General features: G+C 72.9%; 16 protein-coding genes. 6 read left to right on the plus strand and 10 right to left on the minus strand.

The features are described 5' to 3' along the window. Positions 1-116: 116 nt before the first annotated feature. Positions 117-1337, plus strand: coding sequence for an MFS transporter (locus tag OG802_RS05865; RefSeq protein ID WP_329407841.1), 1221 nt, complete (start codon positions 117-119; stop codon positions 1335-1337). Here the strand turns inward: OG802_RS05865 and OG802_RS05870 are convergent. Beyond that, entirely contained in the window at positions 1297-1755 is a 459-nt protein-coding gene (locus OG802_RS05870; protein ID WP_329407843.1) for an acyl-CoA thioesterase, read from the minus strand. The genes OG802_RS05865 and OG802_RS05870 overlap by 41 nt on opposite strands. 130 nt (positions 1756-1885) lie before the next feature. On the opposite strand from OG802_RS05870, the gene OG802_RS05875 reads away from it, so the two are divergent. Together OG802_RS05875 and OG802_RS05880 are read left to right on the plus strand one after the other, a co-directional pair. Next, positions 1886-3265 carry a uracil-xanthine permease family protein gene (locus OG802_RS05875; RefSeq protein ID WP_329407845.1) on the plus strand — a complete coding sequence of 460 codons (1380 nt, stop codon included), beginning with the start codon at positions 1886-1888 and terminating at the stop codon, positions 3263-3265. Positions 3266-3447: 182 nt separating this feature from the next. After that, positions 3448-4098 (plus strand): DUF5995 family protein, encoded by a 651-nt coding sequence (locus OG802_RS05880; RefSeq protein WP_329416957.1) that lies wholly within the window; start codon positions 3448-3450, stop codon positions 4096-4098. A 25-nt stretch (positions 4099-4123) separates the two neighbouring features. Here the strand turns inward: OG802_RS05880 and OG802_RS05885 are convergent, their stop codons facing one another. The 3 genes from OG802_RS05885 to OG802_RS05895 all read right to left on the minus strand — a co-directional run bounded on the left by OG802_RS05885 (position 4124) and on the right by OG802_RS05895 (position 8594). Further along, positions 4124-5821, minus strand: a complete 1698-nt coding sequence (locus tag OG802_RS05885) for a flavin monoamine oxidase family protein (protein ID WP_329407847.1) — start codon at positions 5819-5821, stop codon at positions 4124-4126. A gap of 53 nt (positions 5822-5874) precedes the next feature. After that, positions 5875-6663, minus strand: a complete 789-nt coding sequence (locus tag OG802_RS05890; protein ID WP_329407849.1) for a carbon-nitrogen hydrolase family protein — start codon at positions 6661-6663, stop codon at positions 5875-5877. 770 nt (positions 6664-7433) lie between these two features. Beyond that, on the minus strand, positions 7434-8594 hold the full coding sequence (locus OG802_RS05895; RefSeq protein ID WP_329416958.1) for an MFS transporter: 1161 nt from the start codon (positions 8592-8594) through the stop codon (positions 7434-7436). Between the two features lie 219 nt (positions 8595-8813). Here OG802_RS05895 and OG802_RS05900 point away from each other — a divergent pair, with 219 nt between their 5' ends. After that, the gene (locus OG802_RS05900; protein ID WP_329407851.1) at positions 8814-9281 is read left to right on the plus strand and encodes a hypothetical protein; all 468 of its coding nucleotides are present in this window, start codon (positions 8814-8816) and stop codon (positions 9279-9281) included. Here OG802_RS05900 and OG802_RS05905 read toward each other — a convergent pair. From OG802_RS05905 to rpe, 6 genes are all read right to left on the minus strand, one after another. Next, complete coding sequence (locus OG802_RS05905; protein WP_055638498.1) at positions 9270-9722, minus strand: Lrp/AsnC family transcriptional regulator; 453 nt, start codon at positions 9720-9722, stop codon at positions 9270-9272. The genes OG802_RS05900 and OG802_RS05905 overlap by 12 nt on opposite strands. 10 nt (positions 9723-9732) lie before the next feature. Then, entirely contained in the window at positions 9733-11208 is a 1476-nt protein-coding gene (locus OG802_RS05910) for an amino acid permease (RefSeq protein ID WP_329407855.1), read from the minus strand. A 287-nt stretch (positions 11209-11495) separates the two neighbouring features. Then, on the minus strand, positions 11496-12938 hold the full coding sequence (locus OG802_RS05915) for a GuaB1 family IMP dehydrogenase-related protein (protein ID WP_329416959.1): 1443 nt from the start codon (positions 12936-12938) through the stop codon (positions 11496-11498). 131 nt (positions 12939-13069) lie between these two features. Next, positions 13070-13375 carry a barstar family protein gene (locus OG802_RS05920; RefSeq protein ID WP_329407857.1) on the minus strand — a complete coding sequence of 102 codons (306 nt, stop codon included), beginning with the start codon at positions 13373-13375 and terminating at the stop codon, positions 13070-13072. Positions 13376-13515: 140 nt separating this feature from the next. After that, entirely contained in the window at positions 13516-14559 is a 1044-nt protein-coding gene (locus OG802_RS05925) for a sugar-binding transcriptional regulator (RefSeq protein ID WP_256917843.1), read from the minus strand. Positions 14560-14649: 90 nt separating this feature from the next. Next, a complete protein-coding gene (gene rpe, locus OG802_RS05930; protein ID WP_329407862.1) occupies positions 14650-15336 on the minus strand; it encodes a ribulose-phosphate 3-epimerase in 687 nt (228 codons plus the stop codon). A 161-nt stretch (positions 15337-15497) separates the two neighbouring features. Between rpe and OG802_RS05935 the strand changes: the two genes are divergently transcribed. Both OG802_RS05935 and argG read left to right on the plus strand, forming a co-directional pair. Then, positions 15498-17648, plus strand: a complete 2151-nt coding sequence (locus OG802_RS05935) for an MMPL family transporter (RefSeq protein WP_329407864.1) — start codon at positions 15498-15500, stop codon at positions 17646-17648. A gap of 27 nt (positions 17649-17675) precedes the next feature. Beyond that, on the plus strand, positions 17676-19130 hold the full coding sequence (gene argG, locus OG802_RS05940; protein ID WP_329407866.1) for an argininosuccinate synthase: 1455 nt from the start codon (positions 17676-17678) through the stop codon (positions 19128-19130). Positions 19131-19172: the final 42 nt, after the last annotated feature.

Raw genomic sequence — 19172 nt, forward strand, 5'->3', positions numbered from 1 at the left:
GGCCGAGGGGGACCCGGCCGACGGCTCGCGACCGTTCCCTCTATTTATCAGGCAGGGTTCCTGATAGTTTACGTCGGCACCGCGACGAGGCGGCGCGGACCCGGAGAGGGCGAGGAATGAGCGGAGCGGGCGACGTGGACCACACCCCCACGCAGGTGCGGCGGGCCCGGTACGCCGTCGCGGCGGTGTTCGCCGTGCACGGCGCGGTCACCGGTTCGTTCGCCACCCGGGTGCCGTGGATCCAGGACCACGCCGACGTCTCCACCGGACAGCTCGGCTTCGCCCTGGCCTTCACCGCGTTCGGCGCGGCCTGTGCGATGCCCCTGGCCGGCTCGGTCAGCCATCGGCTCGGCAGCCGCACCGCCCTGCGCGTGCTGCTCGCCCTGTGGACGCTGTCGCTGCTGCTGCCCGCCCTCGCGCCCAACCTGCCGCTGCTGTGTCTGGCGATGTTCGCGTACGGGGCCGCGGCAGGCATGGCGGACGTCGCGATGAACGCCCTCGGCGTCGAGGTGGAACGCCGGCTCGGCAGGTCGATCATGTCGGGCCTGCACGGCATGTGGAGCGCGGGCGCGCTGGTCGGCTCGGCCGGCGGCACGCTCGCGGCGCACCTGGGCTCGGACGCCCGTCTGCATCACGCCCTCGCGGCGGCCGTGCTCACCGCCCTCGGGCTCGTGGCCTGCCGATGGGTGCTGGACATCAGGCCGGCCGCGGACCAGGAGCCGCCCCCGCGGTTCGCGCTGCCGCCCCGCTCGGCCCTGCTGATCGGCGCCGTCGGGTTCTGCGCGGTCTTCGCGGAGGGCGCGAGCCTGGACTGGTCGGCGGTGTACCTGCGCGACCGGCTCGCCTCGTCGGCGGGCGTCGCGGCGGCCTGCACCACCGGCTTCATGCTCACGATGGCGGTGGCCCGGATCGCGGGGGACGCGGTGGTGAACCGGTTCGGGGCGGTGCGCACGGTCCGTGCGGGAGGCGTCCTGGCCGCGCTGGGCGGGCTGCTGATCGTCGTCGCGGATCATCCGGCGGTGGCGATCGGCGGGTTCGGGCTGATGGGGCTGGGCATCGCGGTCGTCGTACCGCTGTGCTTCGCCGCGGCCGGCCACAGCGGGCCCAACCCCAGCCAGGCCATCGCGGGCGTCGCGACCATCACGTACACCTCGGGGCTGATCGCCCCCAGCCTGATCGGCGGGGTGGCGCAGGCGACCAGCCTGACGGTGTCGTTCGTCGTCGTGACGGTGCTCGCCCTCGGACTGGTGGCCTTCGCCGGCGTGCTGCGCGGCGGCGAGCGCACGGATGCGAAGGTCAGTGCGCGGGCCGCAGCAGCGCCCGGCCCCCGCTCCTGAGGGTCTCGCTCCAGGGCGCGGGACGCATGGTCGCCGCGTCCAGCCGCACGAGGACGCGTTCGCCGCGCGCGTAGGTCAGCGTCCCGTCCGTCGAACAGAACCGGAACCCGTACGTCAGCCCCGTGGTGCCGAGCCGCTCCAGCCACAGGTGCACGGCGTACGCGCCCGTCCTGGTGACCGGGGCCTCGTAGCTGATCCGCAGTTCCCGGACGGCGTTGCAGGCGTCGCCGGCGGTGGCCCAGTCGCCCTCGAAGCGCACGCCGTACTCCTGCCACAGCTGCGTCCACGCGCGTTCGACCATCAGCGGGTAGCGGGCGTTGTGCAGCAGTCCGAGCGCGTCCAGATCGTCGAAGTGGACGGTGACGGGGACGAGCCGGCCGTACGACACAGCGGGGGCGGGCGGGGCTTCGGCGGTCACGGCGGGCACTCCTGTGCGGGTACGGAACAACGGCCACCATCCTAAGCCTCCCCTAAGCGGTCGCTCACCCTCCCCCGGGCGCGTGAGAATGACCAGGACAGCCGTTCCCTCACGAAAGCGACCCGCACCCATGGATCTCGGCGTCCGCTGGAAACTGCACGGCGACGGACGCACCCCCGCGCCCGGCGCGGTGGTCCGCCCCGACGAACGGCTGTCCTGGCCGCGCACGGTGGGCCTGGGCGCCCAGCACGTGGTGGCGATGTTCGGCGCGAGCTTCGTGGCGCCGGTCCTCATGGGCCTGGACCCCAACCTCGCCATCATGATGTCGGGCGTCGCGACCGTCGTCTTCCTGCTCGCCACACGCGGCCGGGTGCCCAGCTACCTCGGGTGCTCCCTGTCGTTCGTGGGCGTCGCGGCGGTCATCCGCGCGCAGGGCGGGACGAGCGCCACGGTCACCGGCGCGGTGTTCGTCGTCGGGGTCGCGCTGTTCGCCGTCGGACTGGCCGTGCAGCGGTTCGGGGCGCGGATCATCCACGCCGCGATGCCCCCGATCGTCACGGGCGCGGTGGTGATGCTGATCGGCTTCAACCTCGCCCCGGTCACCGCCTCGACCTACTGGCCGCAGGACCAGTGGACCGCGCTGCTGGTGATGGCGTGCACCGCCGCGGCCGTGGTCTGTCTGCGCGGGTTCTGGTCGCGCATCGCCATCTTCCTCGGCCTCGTCCTCGGATACGCCGTGTCCTGGGCGTTCGACCGGATCTTCGGCCGGATCCACTCCGCCGACGCGAGCGGCAAGGTCACCGACCACTGGCGGCTCGACCTGTCCGGCGTCGCCCACGCCGACTGGATCGGCCTGCCCTCCTTCCACGGCCCGTCCTTCGACTGGTCGGCGGTGCTGGTGGCCCTGCCGGTCGTCATCGCGCTGGTCGCGGAGAACGCCGGGCACGTCAAGGCGGTCGGCGAGATGACCGGCGACGACCTGGACGACCGGCTCGGCACGGCGATCTCCGCCGACGGCGTCGGCTCCATGCTGTCCACCGCCCTGGGCGGACCGCCCAACACGACGTACTCCGAGAACATCGGCGTGATGGCCGCGACCCGCGTCTACTCGACGGCCGCGTACTGGGCCGCCGCCGGGTTCGCCCTCCTGTTCGGCCTGTGCCCGAAGTTCGGCGCGATCGTCGCCGCGATCCCCGGCGGCGTCCTCGGCGGCATCACCGTCATCCTGTACGGCATGATCGGCCTGCTCGGCGCGCAGATCTGGATCACCGCCGGCGTCGACCTGCGCAACCCGCTGAACCTGGTGCCGGCCGCGGCGGGCATCATCATCGGCGTCGGCAACGTCACGCTGAAGTTCACCGACACGTTCTCGCTGAGCGGCATCGCGCTCGGCACCGTCGTCGTCATCACCGGCTACCACGCGCTGCGCGCCTTCGCGCCCGACCATCTCAAGGCGCAGCGGCCGCTGCTCGACGAGGGCACGAGCAGCTACGACGACGCCGGTTCCTAGAGGCGCACGACGGGCCGAACGCGCCCGGCGCGGCAGGCCCGTTCGCCCGTTCCGGGGAAGCGTCGGGCCCGCCGCCCCGCGGGGCGGCCCCGGACTGCCACCCTGCCCCCATGCCGCGATTGACACAGTTCTCCCCGCCCGCCGAGGCGGGCGCCGACCCGTCCGTGCCGCTCGCCGTGAGCATCGACGACGTGCTCGCCCGGATGCGCGCCCTGGACGCGGCCCTGCCCGCACGGGACGGCGTCGCGGTCTTCAACCGCGTCTACCTGGCGGTGACCCGGGAGGTGGACCGGCGCATCGACCGGGGCCGCTTCCCGGACCCGCGAGCCGCGGCCACGCTGGACGTGCGGTTCGCCCAGCGCTACCTGGACGCGGTCGACCCGGCGCCGTCGGACGGGCGCGCGCCGGCCTGCTGGCGTCCGCTGCTTCAGTTCCGCCGCCATCCCGGCGTGCGGCCGCTGCAGTTCGCCCTCGCGGGCGTCAACGCCCACATCGGGCACGACCTCGCGCTCGCCGTCGTGGACGCCTGCCACAGCCTCGGCTGCGAACCGGCCGACCTGGAGGACGAGTTCGACCGCGTGGGCGACGTCCTCGTCGCGCTGGAGGAGCGCGTCCGCGAGGAGCTGATGCCGGGCCCCGACCTGCTGCAGATCGCCGATCCCCTGACCCACCTGCTCGGTTCCTGGAGCCTGGAACGGGCCAGGGACGCCACCTGGACGGCGGCCCGGGCCCTGTGGGCGCTGCGGCGGCTCCCCGACGTGGCGCAGGAGTTCACCGAACGGCTCGACACGGCCGTCGGGTTCGCGGGACGGATGATGCTCACCCCGCTCTGAGGGCCCCCCGGGGCGAGGCCCGCCCTCAGTCCTCCGGCAGCTCCACCGGCGCGATCTCGTCGTACACGTCGCCCGGACCGGGGTTGGTCGCGTCGGTCGTGCCGCCGAAGTGGTGCATCACGCCCCAGACCGCGTTCAGCGCGGTCTGGACGGCGCCCTCGGCCCAGCCGGCCGTCCAGGAGATGTCGTCGCCCGCCAGGAAGATGCCCCGCTTGTCCTCGGGCAGCCGGTCCTGCATGAAGTGCGTGAACAGGCGGCGCTGGTAGCGGTAGTGGCCGGGCAGGTTGGCCTTGAACGCGCCCATGAAGTAGGGCTCGTTCTCCCAGGAGACCGTCACCGGGCTGCCGATGACGTGCTTCCTGATGTCGACCTTGGGATAGATCTCCCCGAGCGACTTCAGCATGACCTCCATCCGCTCGTTCGCCGACAGCGGCAGCCACTTCAGGCTGTCGTCGCACCAGGTGTACGACAGGCAGATGACGGCGGGCTTGCCGGGGCCGTCGTCGAGGAGGTAGGTGCCGCGCGTCATGCGGTCGGTGAGCGTCATCGACATGACGTCCCGGCCCGTCTCCTCGTCCTTGTCCAGCCAGAACGGCCGGTCCACGGGCACGAAGAGCTTGCTGGACTCCATGTAGTGGGTGCGCTCGATGGCGGTCCAGTGGTCGATCGGGAAGAGCGAGTCGTCGCACGCGATCTTCGACAGCAGCATCCAGGACTGGGCGGTGAAGACCGCCGCGCGGTAGGTGCGGATGTCACCGGCCGCGTCCGTCACGGTGATCCGGTCGCCGGCGGTGCGGTGCATCCGGGTCACGGCCGGGCGGGGCTCGCGGCGCTCGTGCAGGCTCGCCAGCGACGTGCCGTGCGGCCAGTGGACGATCTTCTGCGGCTCGCGCTCCCAGAGCCGCAGCGGAAGCTGCTGGCTGCCGCCGACGATCCCGCGGTGGTGGTCGTCCGCCTCGGTGTAGACGACCCGCAGGATCTCCAGGATGGAGTTGGGGAAGTCGGTGTCCCAGCCGCCCGTGCCGAAGCCGACCTGGCCGAAGATCTCGCGGTGGCGGAAGGACCGGAACGCCTCGGAGTCGCAGAGGAAGCCGTAGAAGGTCTGGTTGTCGAGCTTCTCGACGAGCTTCGCCCAGATCTCGCGGATGCGCGGCACGTCGCGCTCGCGCATGGCCCGGTTCATGTCGGAGAAGTCCGCGCCCTCCTCCAGGCACTTGTTCCAGGCGGCGGCGACGTCGCGGTAGACCTGCGGCAGGTCGTCGATCGTCTCGGCGTAGTGGGACTCGCCCTTGAGGTCGACGACCGTCGAGGGGGTCGCCTCGGCCAGGGGGTTGGGGAAGGGCTCGGTCCGCAGGCCCACCAGGTCGATGTAGTGCTGCAACGCCGTGGAGGACGGCGGGAAGCGCATCGCGCCCATCTCGGCGGTCAGGGAGGGGTCGCAGCCCTCGAAGCCGACGGTGCGCAGCCGCCCGCCGATCCTGTCGGCCTCGTAGACGACCGGCTTGAGGCCCATCTTCATCAGCTCGTAGGCGGCCACGATGCCCGACAGCCCGCCGCCGATGACGGCGACCTCGGCTCCGTGCTCGGTCGCGGGGACCTGGCCGAGCCCCGCCGGGTGGGCGAGGAAGTCGTCGTACGCGTACGGGAAGTCCGGGCCGAACATGGTGATCGGCGGCTGGTGCTCGTCTGCGTGCTCGACGGCGTTGGGCACGGTGGACGTCATGGGGTGCGGACTCCTTGCGGCGAAGACGAAGGGACTCGGGGAGCGACGGGGCTTCAGACCAGGGACCCGTAGAGGCCGGGGCGGCGGTCGTGCAGATACGGGTTGGCCGCCCGGGACGCGGCGAGGGCGACGGGGTCGGCGTCGGCGAACACCAGCTCCTCCTCGCGTCCGGCGCGGGCCCGGACGATCCCGTCGGGCCCGGCCAGCGCGGACAGTCCGACGAACTCGAACTCCCCTTCGCGCCCGGCCCGGTTGACGTAGGCGACGTACATCTGGTTCTCGAAGGCGCGCACCGGGATCATCGACTCGGCGACGAACTGGAAGGGGTGCATCTGCGCGGTCGGCACGACGAGCAGGTCGGTGCCGGCCAAGGCGTGCGCGCGCACGTTCTCCGGGAACTCGACGTCGTAGCAGATCATCAGGCCGACGGTGATGCCGTTCAGCTCGGCCTGGACCACGGGCTGCCCGCCCGGCCGGAACTGCTCGCGCTCGAAGCAGCCGAAGAGGTGGGTCTTGCGGTAGTTCGCGAGCCGGACGCCCTCGGCGGAGATCAGCTGCGCCGAGTTGAAGACCGTCTCGCCGTCCCGCTCGGGGTAGCCGTAGGCGATCGCGAGGCCGTGCCGCGCGGCGAGCTCGGCGACGGCGTCCGCGGAGTTGCCGTCGGCGGGCTCGGCGAGGCGGGCGACGTCGTCGCCGATCGCGTAGCCGGTGAGGAACAGTTCGGGGGCGACGAGCAGCGCGGCGCCCGCGGCAGCGGCCCGCTCCGCGGCCTCGTCGAGCACCTTGAGGTTCTCGACGACGGAGCCGGGGCGGCCGGAGCTCTGGAGCAGGGCGGTGCGCATGCGTGATCCTCACCGGGGTACGAGGGGCGGGGGCAGCCGTCGCGAGGGCTGCCGGGAGGGCCGTCGCGAGACCGTCGCGGGGGCCAGATAGACCGTACGGTCGGTCGCGCGGGCCCGACAAGCAGGAGCCGTTGCGCACCGGTGACCACAACGTTGCGTGCGCGAGGGCCACAACGGCGATTCGTTGCGCGCCCACCGGCCCCCTCCCCCGTGGCCGCCGCCCCGGCCACGGCCAAGGCCGACGTCCGCCCACCGCGCCCTGGCCGTGGCCAGCCCGGTCATCCGCCCACCGCGCACTCGCCGTGCCGGCTCCCCCGGCCGCGGCATCCTCCTCACGGTCGCCGACGACACGGCGGCCGGCGTCGTCATCAGGAACGGCGCCGGGCCAGGCACACCGCGCCCTGCCCCCGAGGGTGACCCGGCGAGCCCGTACACGCCGTACACCCGACGCCCCCGCACAGGAGGTCAGCGCGGCCCCGACCGTGCTCTCTGCCGCCGCGCCCCCGCCAACGCCGTCAACGGGTACGGCACGCCACACACCGCGCACACCGCCCTCGAGGGTGACCCGGCGAGCCCGTACACGCCGTACACCCGACGCCCCCGCACAGGAGGTCAGCGCGGCCCCGACCGTGCTCTCTGCCGCCGCGCCCCCGCCAATGCCGGCGCCGTCATCGGATACGGCACCGCGCCCATCGCGAACGCGGCGCCGCGCCCGAGGGCGACCCGGCGAACCCGTACACGCCGTACACCCGACGCCCCCGCACAGGAGGTCAGCGCGGCCCCGACCGTGCTCTCTGCCGCCGCGCCCCCGCCAATGCCAGCGCCGTCAATAGGTACGGCACCGCGCATGCCGCGAACGCGGCGCCGTGGCCGAAGGCCGACCCCAGGAACCCGTACACGCCGTACACCCCGATGGTCACCACGTCCGTGCCCAGGCCCGCCACCGAGGTCAGGGTGGCCCGGCCCGCGCCCTCGATGCGGCGCTGGAGGCGGACGTCGGCCAGCACCGTCGCGAGCTGGAAGCCGCCGAAGGCGAGGGCGACGAGGACGATGCCGACGGGCCTGGCCGTGAGCGCGCCCGCGGCCAGGGCGAGCGCGGCGCCCGCGAGCAGCACGGCGAGTCCGGTGCGGCCGAGGCGTTCGGCCGGGCCGGCGAGCAGACCGGCGGCCGTCACCGCGGCCCAGATCAGCACGAGCAGACGGGGGACCTCGGCGTCGGGGACGCCGGTCTCCCCGACCAGCAGCGGGGTGTACTCGTCCAGCGCGCCCCACACCGCCGTGACGGCCGGCACGAGCAGCAGGGCGCCGAGGACCCGCCGGTCGGCCCGGACGTCGGCGAACCCGGCGCGCAGGGTGGCGGCCCAGCCGTCCTCGGACGGCGCGGCCGGGGTGCGGTGCTCGGGGAAGCGGGTGGCGGCCGCGGCGCAGAGCAGGGCGGCCAGCACGCTCGCCGCGCCGACGGCCCGGTAGCCGCCGGCCGCGAGGACCGGGCCCGCCAGCGCCGTCGCCGTCATCACGGCCGCCTGGCCCAGGGCGTGGGCGCGGCCCGTCATGCGGGCGTAGCGGTCCGCCGCGCCGGCCCGTTCCAGTTCCTCGTAGACCAGCGCCTCCAGCGCGCCGGAGCTCAGGGCGCCGCGCGCTCCCCACAGGACGAACCCGGCCGCGAAGGCCCAGTACGACGGGACGAGCACCCACAGCGCGAAGCCGGCCGCGCCCAGCAGCGGGCCCAGCCACAGGAGCATGCGCCGGGACACGGCGTCGGCCCAGGCGCCGGAGGGGACCTCCAGCAGGACGCCGGTCAGCGACCACAGGACGAAGAGGGAGGAGATCTGCCCGACGGACAGCCCGCCGTCCGCGAACAGCAGGACGTACACCGGGTAGAGCAGCACGAACTCGTCGAGGAACGCGTACGCGTAGAGCGTGACGGTCAGTCGACGGACGCCGGAGCCGGTCGTGGATCAATGTCGCCAGGTCATGGATCGATGCTAGCCGCGTCCCGTCCGGCCGCCCAGCGGTTTTCCGGTCCGGGCCGCCCGGCCGCCCGGTCGTCCGGTCGTCCGGTCGCCTGTCCGACCGGGCCGCCCGGCCGGGCGTTCGCGTCCTGTGGGAGGGTCGCGGTGGGGGACGGGTCCGACGTCACGGAGGTCCTGATGGAGAACGCCGCACTGCCCCGCGTGGACGAGCTGGCGACGGTCGTCCCGGCGGAGCGCGCGGAGGTCTGGCGCGCGCTCGGCGAGGTGCTCGGCCGTGCCTTCGCCGGGCGCGGCTGGGGCCGCTACGCCCGTCTGGTCGGAGCCGACGAGCGATCGGCGTCCGGGCCGGGTCCGCTCGCCGCGGGGGCGACGCTCGCCGGTTTCCGGGTGGCGGAGGCGGTGCCCGGCCGGCGGCTGGTCCTGGTGGGAGGGCATCGCTTCGCGTCGTACTCGCTGGTCTTCCGCCTCGACGAGGCGGGGCCGGGCCGGACCCGGCTGAGCGCCGAGACGCGGGCCGTGTTCCCCGGCCGGGTCGGGGCCCTGTACCGGGCTCTGGTCATCGGCACGGGCGGCCACCGGGTCCTCGTGCTGCGGATGCTGGCCGGGGTCCGCCGGCGCGCGCGGGACGGCAGGTCAGGTGGGTGAGCCCGAGGAGAAGCGGCGCAGCAGCGGGGAGAGCACCAGCACCGACTTCGTGCGTTCCACGAAGGGCTCCCCCGCGATCCGTTCCAGGACGCGTTCGAAGTGGCGCATGTCGGCGGCGAAGACCTGGGCGACGGCGTCCGCCTCGCCGGTGACGGTGGACGCCGCCACGACCTCCTGGTAGCGCTCCAGGCCCCGCTGGATGGTCTCCGGGGAGGTGTTGCGCCGGCAGTAGATCTCGACGAACCCCTCGGTCTCCCAGCCGAGGGCCGCCGGGTCGACCCGCACGGTGAAGCCGGTGATGGCCCCGGTCGCCCGCAGCCGGTCCACGCGCCGTTTGACGGCGGGCGCGGACAGGCCGACCAGGTGCCCGATGTCCGCGTAGGAGCGGCGGGCGTCCTCGGCGAGGGCGTGCACGATGCGTTCGTCGAGATCGTTCAGCACAGTGGGTCGATCACTTCTCAGATGGTGCGGGTGACGCGAGTCGGGAGCGGCGGTGGCCGTAGAGGAAGTAGAACACGAGCCCGACCGCCATCCAGACTCCGAAGACCACCCAGGTGACGGCCGACAGGCTGCCCATCATCCACACGCAGAGGCCGAAGCCCACGGCGGGCAGGACCGGTGACAGCGGTACGCGGAAGGTGCGGGGCATCTCCGGGCGGGTCCGGCGCAGCACCACGACCGCGATGTTGACGAGGCCGAAGGCGAACAGGGTGCCGATGCTGGTGGCGTCCGCCAGCTGGCCCAGCGGGATCGCGGCGGCCAGGACGCCGCAGAAGAGCGACACGATCACCGTGTTGGCGCGCGGTGTGCCGGTCCTGGGGTGGACCCTGGAGAACACCTTGGGCACCAGGCCGTCGCGGGACATCGCGAAGAGGATGCGGGTCTGGCCGTACAGGACGGTCAGGACGACGCTGGCGATGGCGATGACGGCGCAGAAGGCGAGGAGGGTCCCCCAGAAGGACTGTCCGGTCACCTCGCGCATGATCTGGGCGAGGGCGGCCTCGGAGTCGCCGAACTGCCGCCACGGCTTGGCGCCGACGGCCACGGCCGCGACGAGCACGTACAGCGCGGTGACGACGACCAGCGACAGCATGATGGCCCGCGGCAGGTCGCGCTGGGCGTTCTTGGCCTCCTCGCCGGCGGTGGAGGCGGCGTCGAAGCCGATGTACGAGAAGAACAGGGTCGCTCCGGCCGCGCTGACGCCGGCCATGCCCATCGGCATGAAGTTCTCGTAGTTGCCGGAGCGCAGGCCCTGGACGCCGATCGCGCAGAACATCACCAGCGCGGCGATCTTCACGGTGACCATGATCGTGTTGGCGCGGGCGGACTCGCGGGCGCCGCCGAGCAGGAAGGCCATCGCCAGCAGGACGACGAGGAGGGCGGGCAGGTTGAACACGCCTCCGTCGCCGGGCGGCGCCGACAGCGCGTCGGGGAGGGTGACGCCTATGGTCCCGTCGAGCAGTTCGTTGAGGTACTCGCCCCAGCCGACGGCGACGGCGGCCACCGAGACGCCGTACTCCAGGACCAGGCACCAGCCGCAGATCCAGGCGATCAGTTCGCCCATCGTCGCGTACGCGTACGAGTACGAGGACCCGGCGACCGGGATGGTGCCGGCCAGCTCCGCGTAGGAGAGCGCCGAGAAGAGGGCGGTGAGACCGGCGATCACGAAGGAGAGGGTGACGGCCGGTCCGGCCTTGGGGACGGCCTCGCCGAGCACGACGAAGATGCCGGTGCCGAGCGTGGCGCCGATGCTGATCATGGTGAGCTGCCACAGCCCGAGCGAGCGGCGCAGGGATCCGCCCTCGCCCTGGCCGCCTTCGGCGACCAGGGCTTCCACGGGCTTGCGCCGCATGAGGCGCGCGAACGGCCCCGGGGACGCGGGGGCGGGGTTACTGCGCTGGTGCGGGGGTGCGCCTTGGTCGAGCACGCGCTGACTCCTTCGTCGCTGCCGTGCGGCGTCGCGGGGACCGGCGGCGCACCTGTGCGTTCAGGGACCCGCCGAGCGGGGTCCCCGCCACACTGCGTACAGCGCAGAACCCTACGAGCCGGGACGTTGCCGCTGTAATGCAGCAACCTTGCGCGTGCCCGCATGATCATTGCGTTCATCCCGGCACGGCGGGTGTTCGTTGCGCACCCCGTGCAGGGCGCCGCACGCGCCCCCGGCCGGGCCGGGCGCCGGCCCCCGCGTCCGCGCCGTGACCCGGACGGCGGGTCTCAGCTCCAGCTGGCGTGCAGCGGCTTGCCCTCCGCGTAGCCGGCCGCGCTCTGGACGCCCACGACGGCCTTCTCGGCGAACTCCTCCAGGGACGCCGCGCCCGCGTACGTGCAGGACGACCGCACGCCCGCGATGATCGAGTCGACCAGGTCCTCGACGCCGGGGCGGGCCGGGTCGAGGAACATGCGGGAGGTGGAGATGCCCTCCTCGAACAGGGCCTTGCGGGCCCGGTCGTAGGAGGACTCCTCGGAGGTGCGGTTGCGCACGGCGCGCGCGGACGCCATGCCGAACGACTCCTTGTAGGGGCGGCCGTTCGCGTCGTGCTGGAGGTCGCCCGGGGACTCGAAGGTGCCGGAGAACCAGGAACCGACCATCACGTTGGACGCGCCCGCGGCGAGCGCCATGGCGACGTCGCGGGGGTGGCGGACACCGCCGTCGGCCCACACGTGCTTGCCGTGCTTCCTGGCCTCGGCCGCGCACTCCAGGACGGCCGAGAACTGCGGCCGGCCCACGCCGGTCATCATGCGGGTGGTGCACATCGCGCCGGGGCCCACGCCGACCTTGACGATGTCGGCGCCGGCCTCGATCAGGTCCCTGACGCCCTCGGCGGAGACGATGTTGCCGGCCACGATCGGCACCCGGGGGCCGAGGGCGCGCACAGTGCGGATCGCGCTGATCATCGACTCCTGGTGGCCGTGCGCGGTGTCGATGACGAGGGTGTCCACACCGGCGTCGAGGAGCTGCTTGGCCTTGCCCGCGACGTCGCCGTTGATGCCGACGGCCGCGGCGATGCGCAGCTTGCCCTGTGCGTCGACGGCCGGGGTGTAGAGCGTGGCACGCAGGGCGCCCTTGCGGGTGAGGATGCCCGCGAGCCGCCCTTCGGCGTCGACGGCGGGGGCGTAGCGCCGGTTGGCCGCGTCGAGGGTGTTGAAGGCCTCGCGCGGGTCGATCGCGGCGTCGAGGAGCAGCAGGTCGCGCGACATGACGACCTCCAGCTGCGTGAAGCGGTCGACGCCGCTGAGGTCCGCGTCGGTGACGACGCCGACCGGGCGGAACTCGTCGTCGACGACGACGCCCGCGTTGTGCGCGCGCTTGGGCAGCAGGGCCAGGGCGTCGGCGACGGTCTGGTGCGGGGCGAGCACGATCGGGGTGTCCAGCACCAGGTGGCGGCTCTTGACCCAGGTGACGACGTCGGTGACGACGTCGATCGGGATGTCCTGCGGGATCACCACGAGTCCGCCGCGGCGGGCCATGGTCTCGGCCATGCGGCGACCGGCGACGGCGGTCATGTTGGCGACGACCAGCGGGATCGTGGTGCCCGTGCCGTCCGGGGCGCTGAGGTCCACGGCCTGACGCGACCCGACCGCGCTGCGGCTCGGCACCATGAAGACGTCGTCGTAGGTGAGGTCGTAGGCGGGCTGGATGTCGTTGAGGAAACGCACGTGCTGCACATCCCAGTCGATCAGAGGTGACCCCCGGACAGGTCAGCCAGGGGGAGAAGCACGTACTTCATTCTCCCACGGGGGCCGGGATGCGATGCCCGGACGGAACGTCCAAGCAGCTCACGGGCGCGTTAGGAGGATCCTCCGAGGGCGAGCACGACGGACAGCGCGGGCGTGCGGTCCACGGCGGAGGCGAACACCTCCTGGGCGATCTCCCACTCCTCGGGCCGGGACCTGGCGTACTGCCGCCAGTTGCGCACGACGACGAGCACCGGTCCGGACTCGGGCCCGTCGGGCAGGCCGGTGAGGCTGTCGGCGAGGGCGTCCCAGTTGCGGCCGAACCCGTCGGGGAGTTCGAGATGACGGGCGCAGCGGTCCATGAGGGCCGCCTTGTCCGGGACGCCGTCGAGGTCCAGTTCGAGCATGTGCTCCGTCATCCAGGCACCGTCCTGAGCGAGTCGTGGTCACGGCGGAGGGGGGCGGCCCGAAGACCCGCCCCCCTCTCTTTCTGATCTTCTGATCATCCCCGGAGCCCGCCGGAATCCGTCGGATCCCACCGGATCCTGTCCGCTGCCGGTCAGATCCCGTCGGGGTCCGACCGGTTGAGGGCGGGCTTGGGCGTCGGTCCGGCCGTCATCAGGTAGTCGGCCGCGGACGTGTCCGTCACCAGGCTGGTGACGAGCCCGGACCGCAGCACCGCGTCGATCGCGGCCGCCTTGCGCTGGCCGCCGGCGATCGCGACGACCTCGGGGATCCGGCGCAGCTGGTCGGCCTTGACCGTGATGCACCGCTCGCCCAGGTCGCGGCCGACCCTGCGGCCGTCGGCGTCGAAGAGGTGGGCGGACATCTCCGCGGCGACGCCGAGGGAGGCGTAGTGCCCCCGTTCCTCGTCGCTGAGCATGTCGTACACCGTCGAGATGCCCGGCTCCCAGGAGCCGATGGAGACGCAGGCGACCGTGACCTTGTCGAAGTAGTCGAAGGCCCGGGCGATCCCGGTCTGGTGGCGCAGCGCTATCGCGGTGGCCGCGTCCGGCAGCAGCATCGGCGCGTAGATGGGGTGCGCGTCGCCGCCGGACACCTGGGCGGCACGGCGCACCGCCTCGACGGAGCCGCGCTCGGCGGTCCCGGCGTCGTACACGCCCGTCAGCTGCACGACCGTGCAGGGCGGCAGCCGGTCCAGCGCCGCCGCCATGTGGATCGTGGACCGGCCCCAGGCCAGTCCCAGCACGTCCCCCTCGTCGACCAGTTCGCCGAGCAGGTCGGCGGCCACTTCCCCCAGGTTCTCGGGGTCCGTGGTCTCCTCGGCCTCGGCCGGGGACTCGACCACGACGGCGTGCCTGAGGCCGTACCTGGCGCGGAGCGCGTCGGAGCGCTCGGCGTCCAGTTCGGCCGGCACGCGGATCTCGATCCGTACGAGATCCCGTTCGAGGGCGGTCTCCAGGACCCGGGCCACCTTGAAGCGGCTGACGCCGAACTCCTCCGCGATCTGGATCTTGGACTTGCCCTCGAGGTAGAAGCGGCGGGCCATGGCCGCCGCCTGCACCAGCTCAGCGGGTCCCATCCGCATGGCTGACCGGCCCGCCGACATACCCGACACGGCGTTCTCCTCACTGCTGTTCACACTCTGGATACGCCGTTCATCCTCGCAGATCCGGCGCAGTTGATCAGCTCTGGTGGGAGCCGTTCACATTCCTGTCGGCAAGTGGTCGGTTCAGTGGCCACAACCCCAGGTGGCGCCGGCGGTCGCCGCCTCCGCCTGAGCGCGCAGGCCACGGACCGCCTCGGCCGGGTCGTCGGCACCGTACACGGCCGAGCCGGCCACGAAGACGTCCGCGCCCGCCTCGGCGCACCGCTCGATCGTGGCCGCCGAGACCCCGCCGTCGATCTGCAGCCACAGGTCGAGACCGTGCTTGCTGATCAACTCGCGGGTGCGGCGGATCTTGGGGAGCATGATGTCGAGGAAGGCCTGACCGCCGAAGCCGGGCTCGACCGTCATGATCAGCAGCATGTCCAGTTCGGGCAGCAGGTCCTCGTACGGCTCGATCGGCGTGGCGGGCCTGAGCGCCATGGAGGCGCGCGCGCCCTTCGCCCGGATCTCGCGGGCGAGCCGGACGGGCGCGGCGGCGGCCTCGACGTGGAAGGTGACGGACGAGGCGCCCGCCTCGACGTACTGCGGGGCCCAGCGATCGGGGGCCTCGATCATCAGATGGCAGTCCAGCGGAGTGTCCGTCGCACGGGCCAGTGACTCTACGACCGGCACACCGAGCGTGAGGTTCGGCACGAAATGGTTGTCCATGACGTCGACATGGAGCCAGTCGGCTCCCCCGACCGCCTTCGCCTCGTCCGCGAGGCGGGCGAAGTCGGCGGACAGGATGCTGGGGTTGATCTGCACGGCCATGACCCAAGCCTGCCATGCCCCGCGAGGGTTGCGGGCACCGGTCCGGCGGGGCGAACGTGGTTCGCCGTCGGCGGACCGGGCGCGGGCGGTCGTACGGTGCCGCGCTCCTCGCGCGGGACGCGGTCGCGGCCGGCGGCCGGGAACGGGCTCGGGGGGCGGCGATGAACCAGCGGCGCGGTGTCGCACATCTGGTCTGCGGGCGGCGGGCCAAGTGGCTCGTGCTCGCGCTGTGGGTGGTGGTGCTGTTCCTGACGGCGCCCTTCGCCTCGAAGCTCTCCGACGCCCAGGACAACGACGCGGCCTCCTGGCTGCCGGGGTCGGCCGAGTCCACCCAGGTCCTGGAGATCTCACAGGACTTCAGGCCGGAACAGATCCCGGCGGTCGTCGTCTACGCCCGCGACGGCGGCCTGACGGCGCGGGACCGGGCCCGGATCGCCGAGGACGCGGCCGCTCTGCGGCGGCTCACCGACCACGGCATCCGGGGCGCCGAGACCCGCGGCCCCGTCTACGACCGCCCGGCCGACCCGCGCGCCGCCCAGATCTACGTGCCGATCACCATGGACGAGAAGGGCTGGCAGCGCATCGTGCCGGCCGTCGACTCGATCCGGGACGTCGTCGGCGGCGACAGTGCCGGGCCGGCGGTGCACATCACCGGGCCGGGCGGCACCTCGGCGGACTTCTCCGAGGCCTTCGAGGGCATCGACTCCACCCTGCTGCTGTCCGCGATGGGCGTGGTCGTGGTCATGCTGCTGATCACCTACCGCAGCCCCACGCTGCTGCTCGTCCCGGTGCTCGGCGTGGTCGCCGCGCTGTTCACCGCGCAGGCGCTGATCTACTTCCTGGCGCAGCACGCCGGTCTGACGGTGAACGGCCAGAGCGCCGGCATCCTGACGGTGCTGGTGTTCGGCGCGGGGACCGACTACGCCCTGCTGCTGGTCGCCCGCTACCGGGAGGAGCTGCGCCGTCACGAGGACCGGCACGAGGCGATGGCCCGCGCCCTGCACCGGGCGGGCCCGGCGGTGCTGGCCTCGGGCGCCACGGTCGTGCTGAGCATGCTCGTGCTGACCGTCGCCGAGATGAACTCCACCGCGGGGCTGGGCCCGGTGGCGGCCATCGGCGTGGCGGTCGCGCTGCTCGCGATGACGACCCTGTTCCCCGCGCTGCTGGTGATCCTGGGCCGCTGGATCTTCTGGCCGGTGATCCCGCACTCCGGCTCGGCCGACCCGACCGGGCGCGGCGCCTGGGCCCGTGCCGGCCGGGGCATGGCCCGCCGCCCGCGCATGATCTGGGCCGTGACGACGCTCGTGCTCGCGGTCTGCTCCCTGGGGCTGATCCAGCTGCGCGCCGAGGGGATCTCCAACGCGGACGCCTTCACCGGCAAGCCGGACTCGATCACCGGCCAGGAGGTGTCGGAGCGGTACTTCCCGGCGGGCAGCGGCGATCCCCTCGTCATCGTCGCGGACCAGTCGCGGGCCCGGCAGGCGAGGCGGGCGGTGGCCGCCACCGACGGGGTCGTGCCGACGTCTCTCGCAGTGCCCCCGGGCACCCGGCCGGTGCACGACGGCAAGGTGCTGTTCGAGGCGACGACGACCGCGCCGTCGGACAGCGAGGCCGCGAAGCGGACCGTGGAACGGGTGCGGGACGCGGTGCACGCGGTGCCCGGCGCCGACGCGCTCGTCGGCGGCGGCACGGCGGCCCTGCTGGACATGGACGCGGCGACCACGCACGACAACCTCGTGATCATCCCGCTGGTCCTGGCCGTGGTCCTGCTGATCCTGTGCGGCCTGCTGCGCGCCCTGGTCGCGCCGCTGCTGCTGGTCGGCACGGTCATCCTGTCGTTCGCGGCGGCCCTGGGCCTCAGCGCGCTGGCGTTCCGCCATGTCTTCGACTACGCGGGCGAGTCCACCGACTTCCCGCTGTTCGTCTTCGTCTTCCTGGTGGCCCTGGGCATCGACTACAACATCTTCCTGACCACCCGGATCCGCGAGGAGGCCGCCCACCAGGGCACCCGCGAGGGCGTCGTGACGGGCCTGGCGGCGACCGGCGCGGTGATCACCTCGGCGGGCCTTGTCCTGGCCGGGACCTTCGCGGCGCTCGGCACGCTGCCCATGGTCGCCTTCGCGGAGATCGGCTTCGCGGTGGCCCTCGGCGTCCTCCTGGACACCTTCATCGTGCGCTCGATCCTGGTCACCTCGCTGTTCCTGGACGTCGGCCCGCGGGTGTGGTGGCCGCACCGGCTGTCCCGCGACGACGGCGCCGCCGGGGCGCGGCGACCGCCGGAACCGGAGGAGCAGAAAGAACCCTTTGCATGACCATGCGAGTTCATGCATAATCTTCCTATGTCCAAGGTCCTCACCTCCCTCCCCGCCGGCGAGCGCGTCGGCATCGCCTTCTCCGGCGGGCTCGACACCTCGGTCGCGGTCGCGTGGATGCGTGACAAGGGCGCCGTCCCGTGCACCTACACCGCCGACATCGGCCAGTACGACGAGCCCGACATCGCCTCGGTGCCCGGCCGCGCCAAGACGTACGGCGCCGAGATCGCGCGCCTGGTCGACTGCCGCGCCGCGCTGGTCGAGGAGGGCCTGGCCGCGCTCACCTGCGGGGCGTTCCACATCCGCTCGGGCGGGCGCGCGTACTTCAACACCACGCCGCTGGGCCGGGCCGTCACCGGCACGCTGCTGGTCCGGGCGATGCTCGAGGACGACGTCCAGATCTGGGGCGACGGCTCGACCTTCAAGGGCAACGACATCGAGCGGTTCTACCGCTACGGTCTGCTCGCCAACCCGCACCTGCGCATCTACAAGCCCTGGCTGGACGCGGACTTCGTGACCGAGCTGGGCGGGCGCAAGGAGATGTCGGAGTGGCTGGTCGCCCACGACCTGCCCTACCGGGACAGCACCGAGAAGGCCTACTCCACCGACGCCAACATCTGGGGTGCCACCCACGAGGCCAAGACCCTGGAGCACCTGGACACCGGCGTCGAGACCGTCGAGCCCATCATGGGCGTCCGGTTCTGGGACCCGCAGGTCGAGATCGCCGCCGAGGACGTGACGATCGGCTTCGACCAGGGCCGCCCGGTCACGGTCGACGGCAAGGAGTTCGCCTCCCCCGTCGACCTGGTCATGGAGGCCAACGCCATCGGCGGCCGGCACGGCCTGGGCATGTCCGACCAGATCGAGAACCGCATCATCGAGGCCAAGAGCCGCGGCATCTACGAGGCGCCCGGCATGGCCCTGCTGCACGCGGCGTACGAGCGGCTGGTCAACGCGATCCACAACGAGGACACCGTCGCCCAGTACCACAACGAGGGCCGGCGCCTCGGCCGCCTCATGTACGAGGGACGCTGGCTCGACCCGCAGGCGCTGATGATCCGCGAGTCGCTCCAGCGCTGGGTCGGCGCGGCCGTGACCGGCGAGGTCACCCTGCGGCTGCGGCGCGGCGAGGACTACTCGATCCTCGACACCGCGGGCCCCGCGTTCAGCTACCACCCCGACAAGCTGTCCATGGAGCGCACCGAGGACTCCGCGTTCGGTCCGGTGGACCGGATCGGCCAGCTCACCATGCGCAACCTCGACATCGCCGACTCGCGCGCCAAGCTGGAGCAGTATGCCGTGCTCGGGCTGATCGGCACCGGCAGCCCGGCCATCGGCGCGGCCCAGGCGGCCGCGACCGGTCTGATCGGCACCATGCCGGAGATGCCCGAGGGCGGCGCCGAGGCCATCGCCTCGCGCGGCGAGGTCTCCGAGGACGACGCGCTGCTGGACCGCGCCGCCATGGAGTTCGGCACGGACTGAACGCCATCGGCACGGACCGACCCCTGTGGGGCGAAAGCCCGC

Origin of the sequence: Streptomyces sp. NBC_00704, from assembly GCF_036226605.1 — a bacterium.
GTDB lineage: Bacteria > Actinomycetota > Actinomycetes > Streptomycetales > Streptomycetaceae > Streptomyces.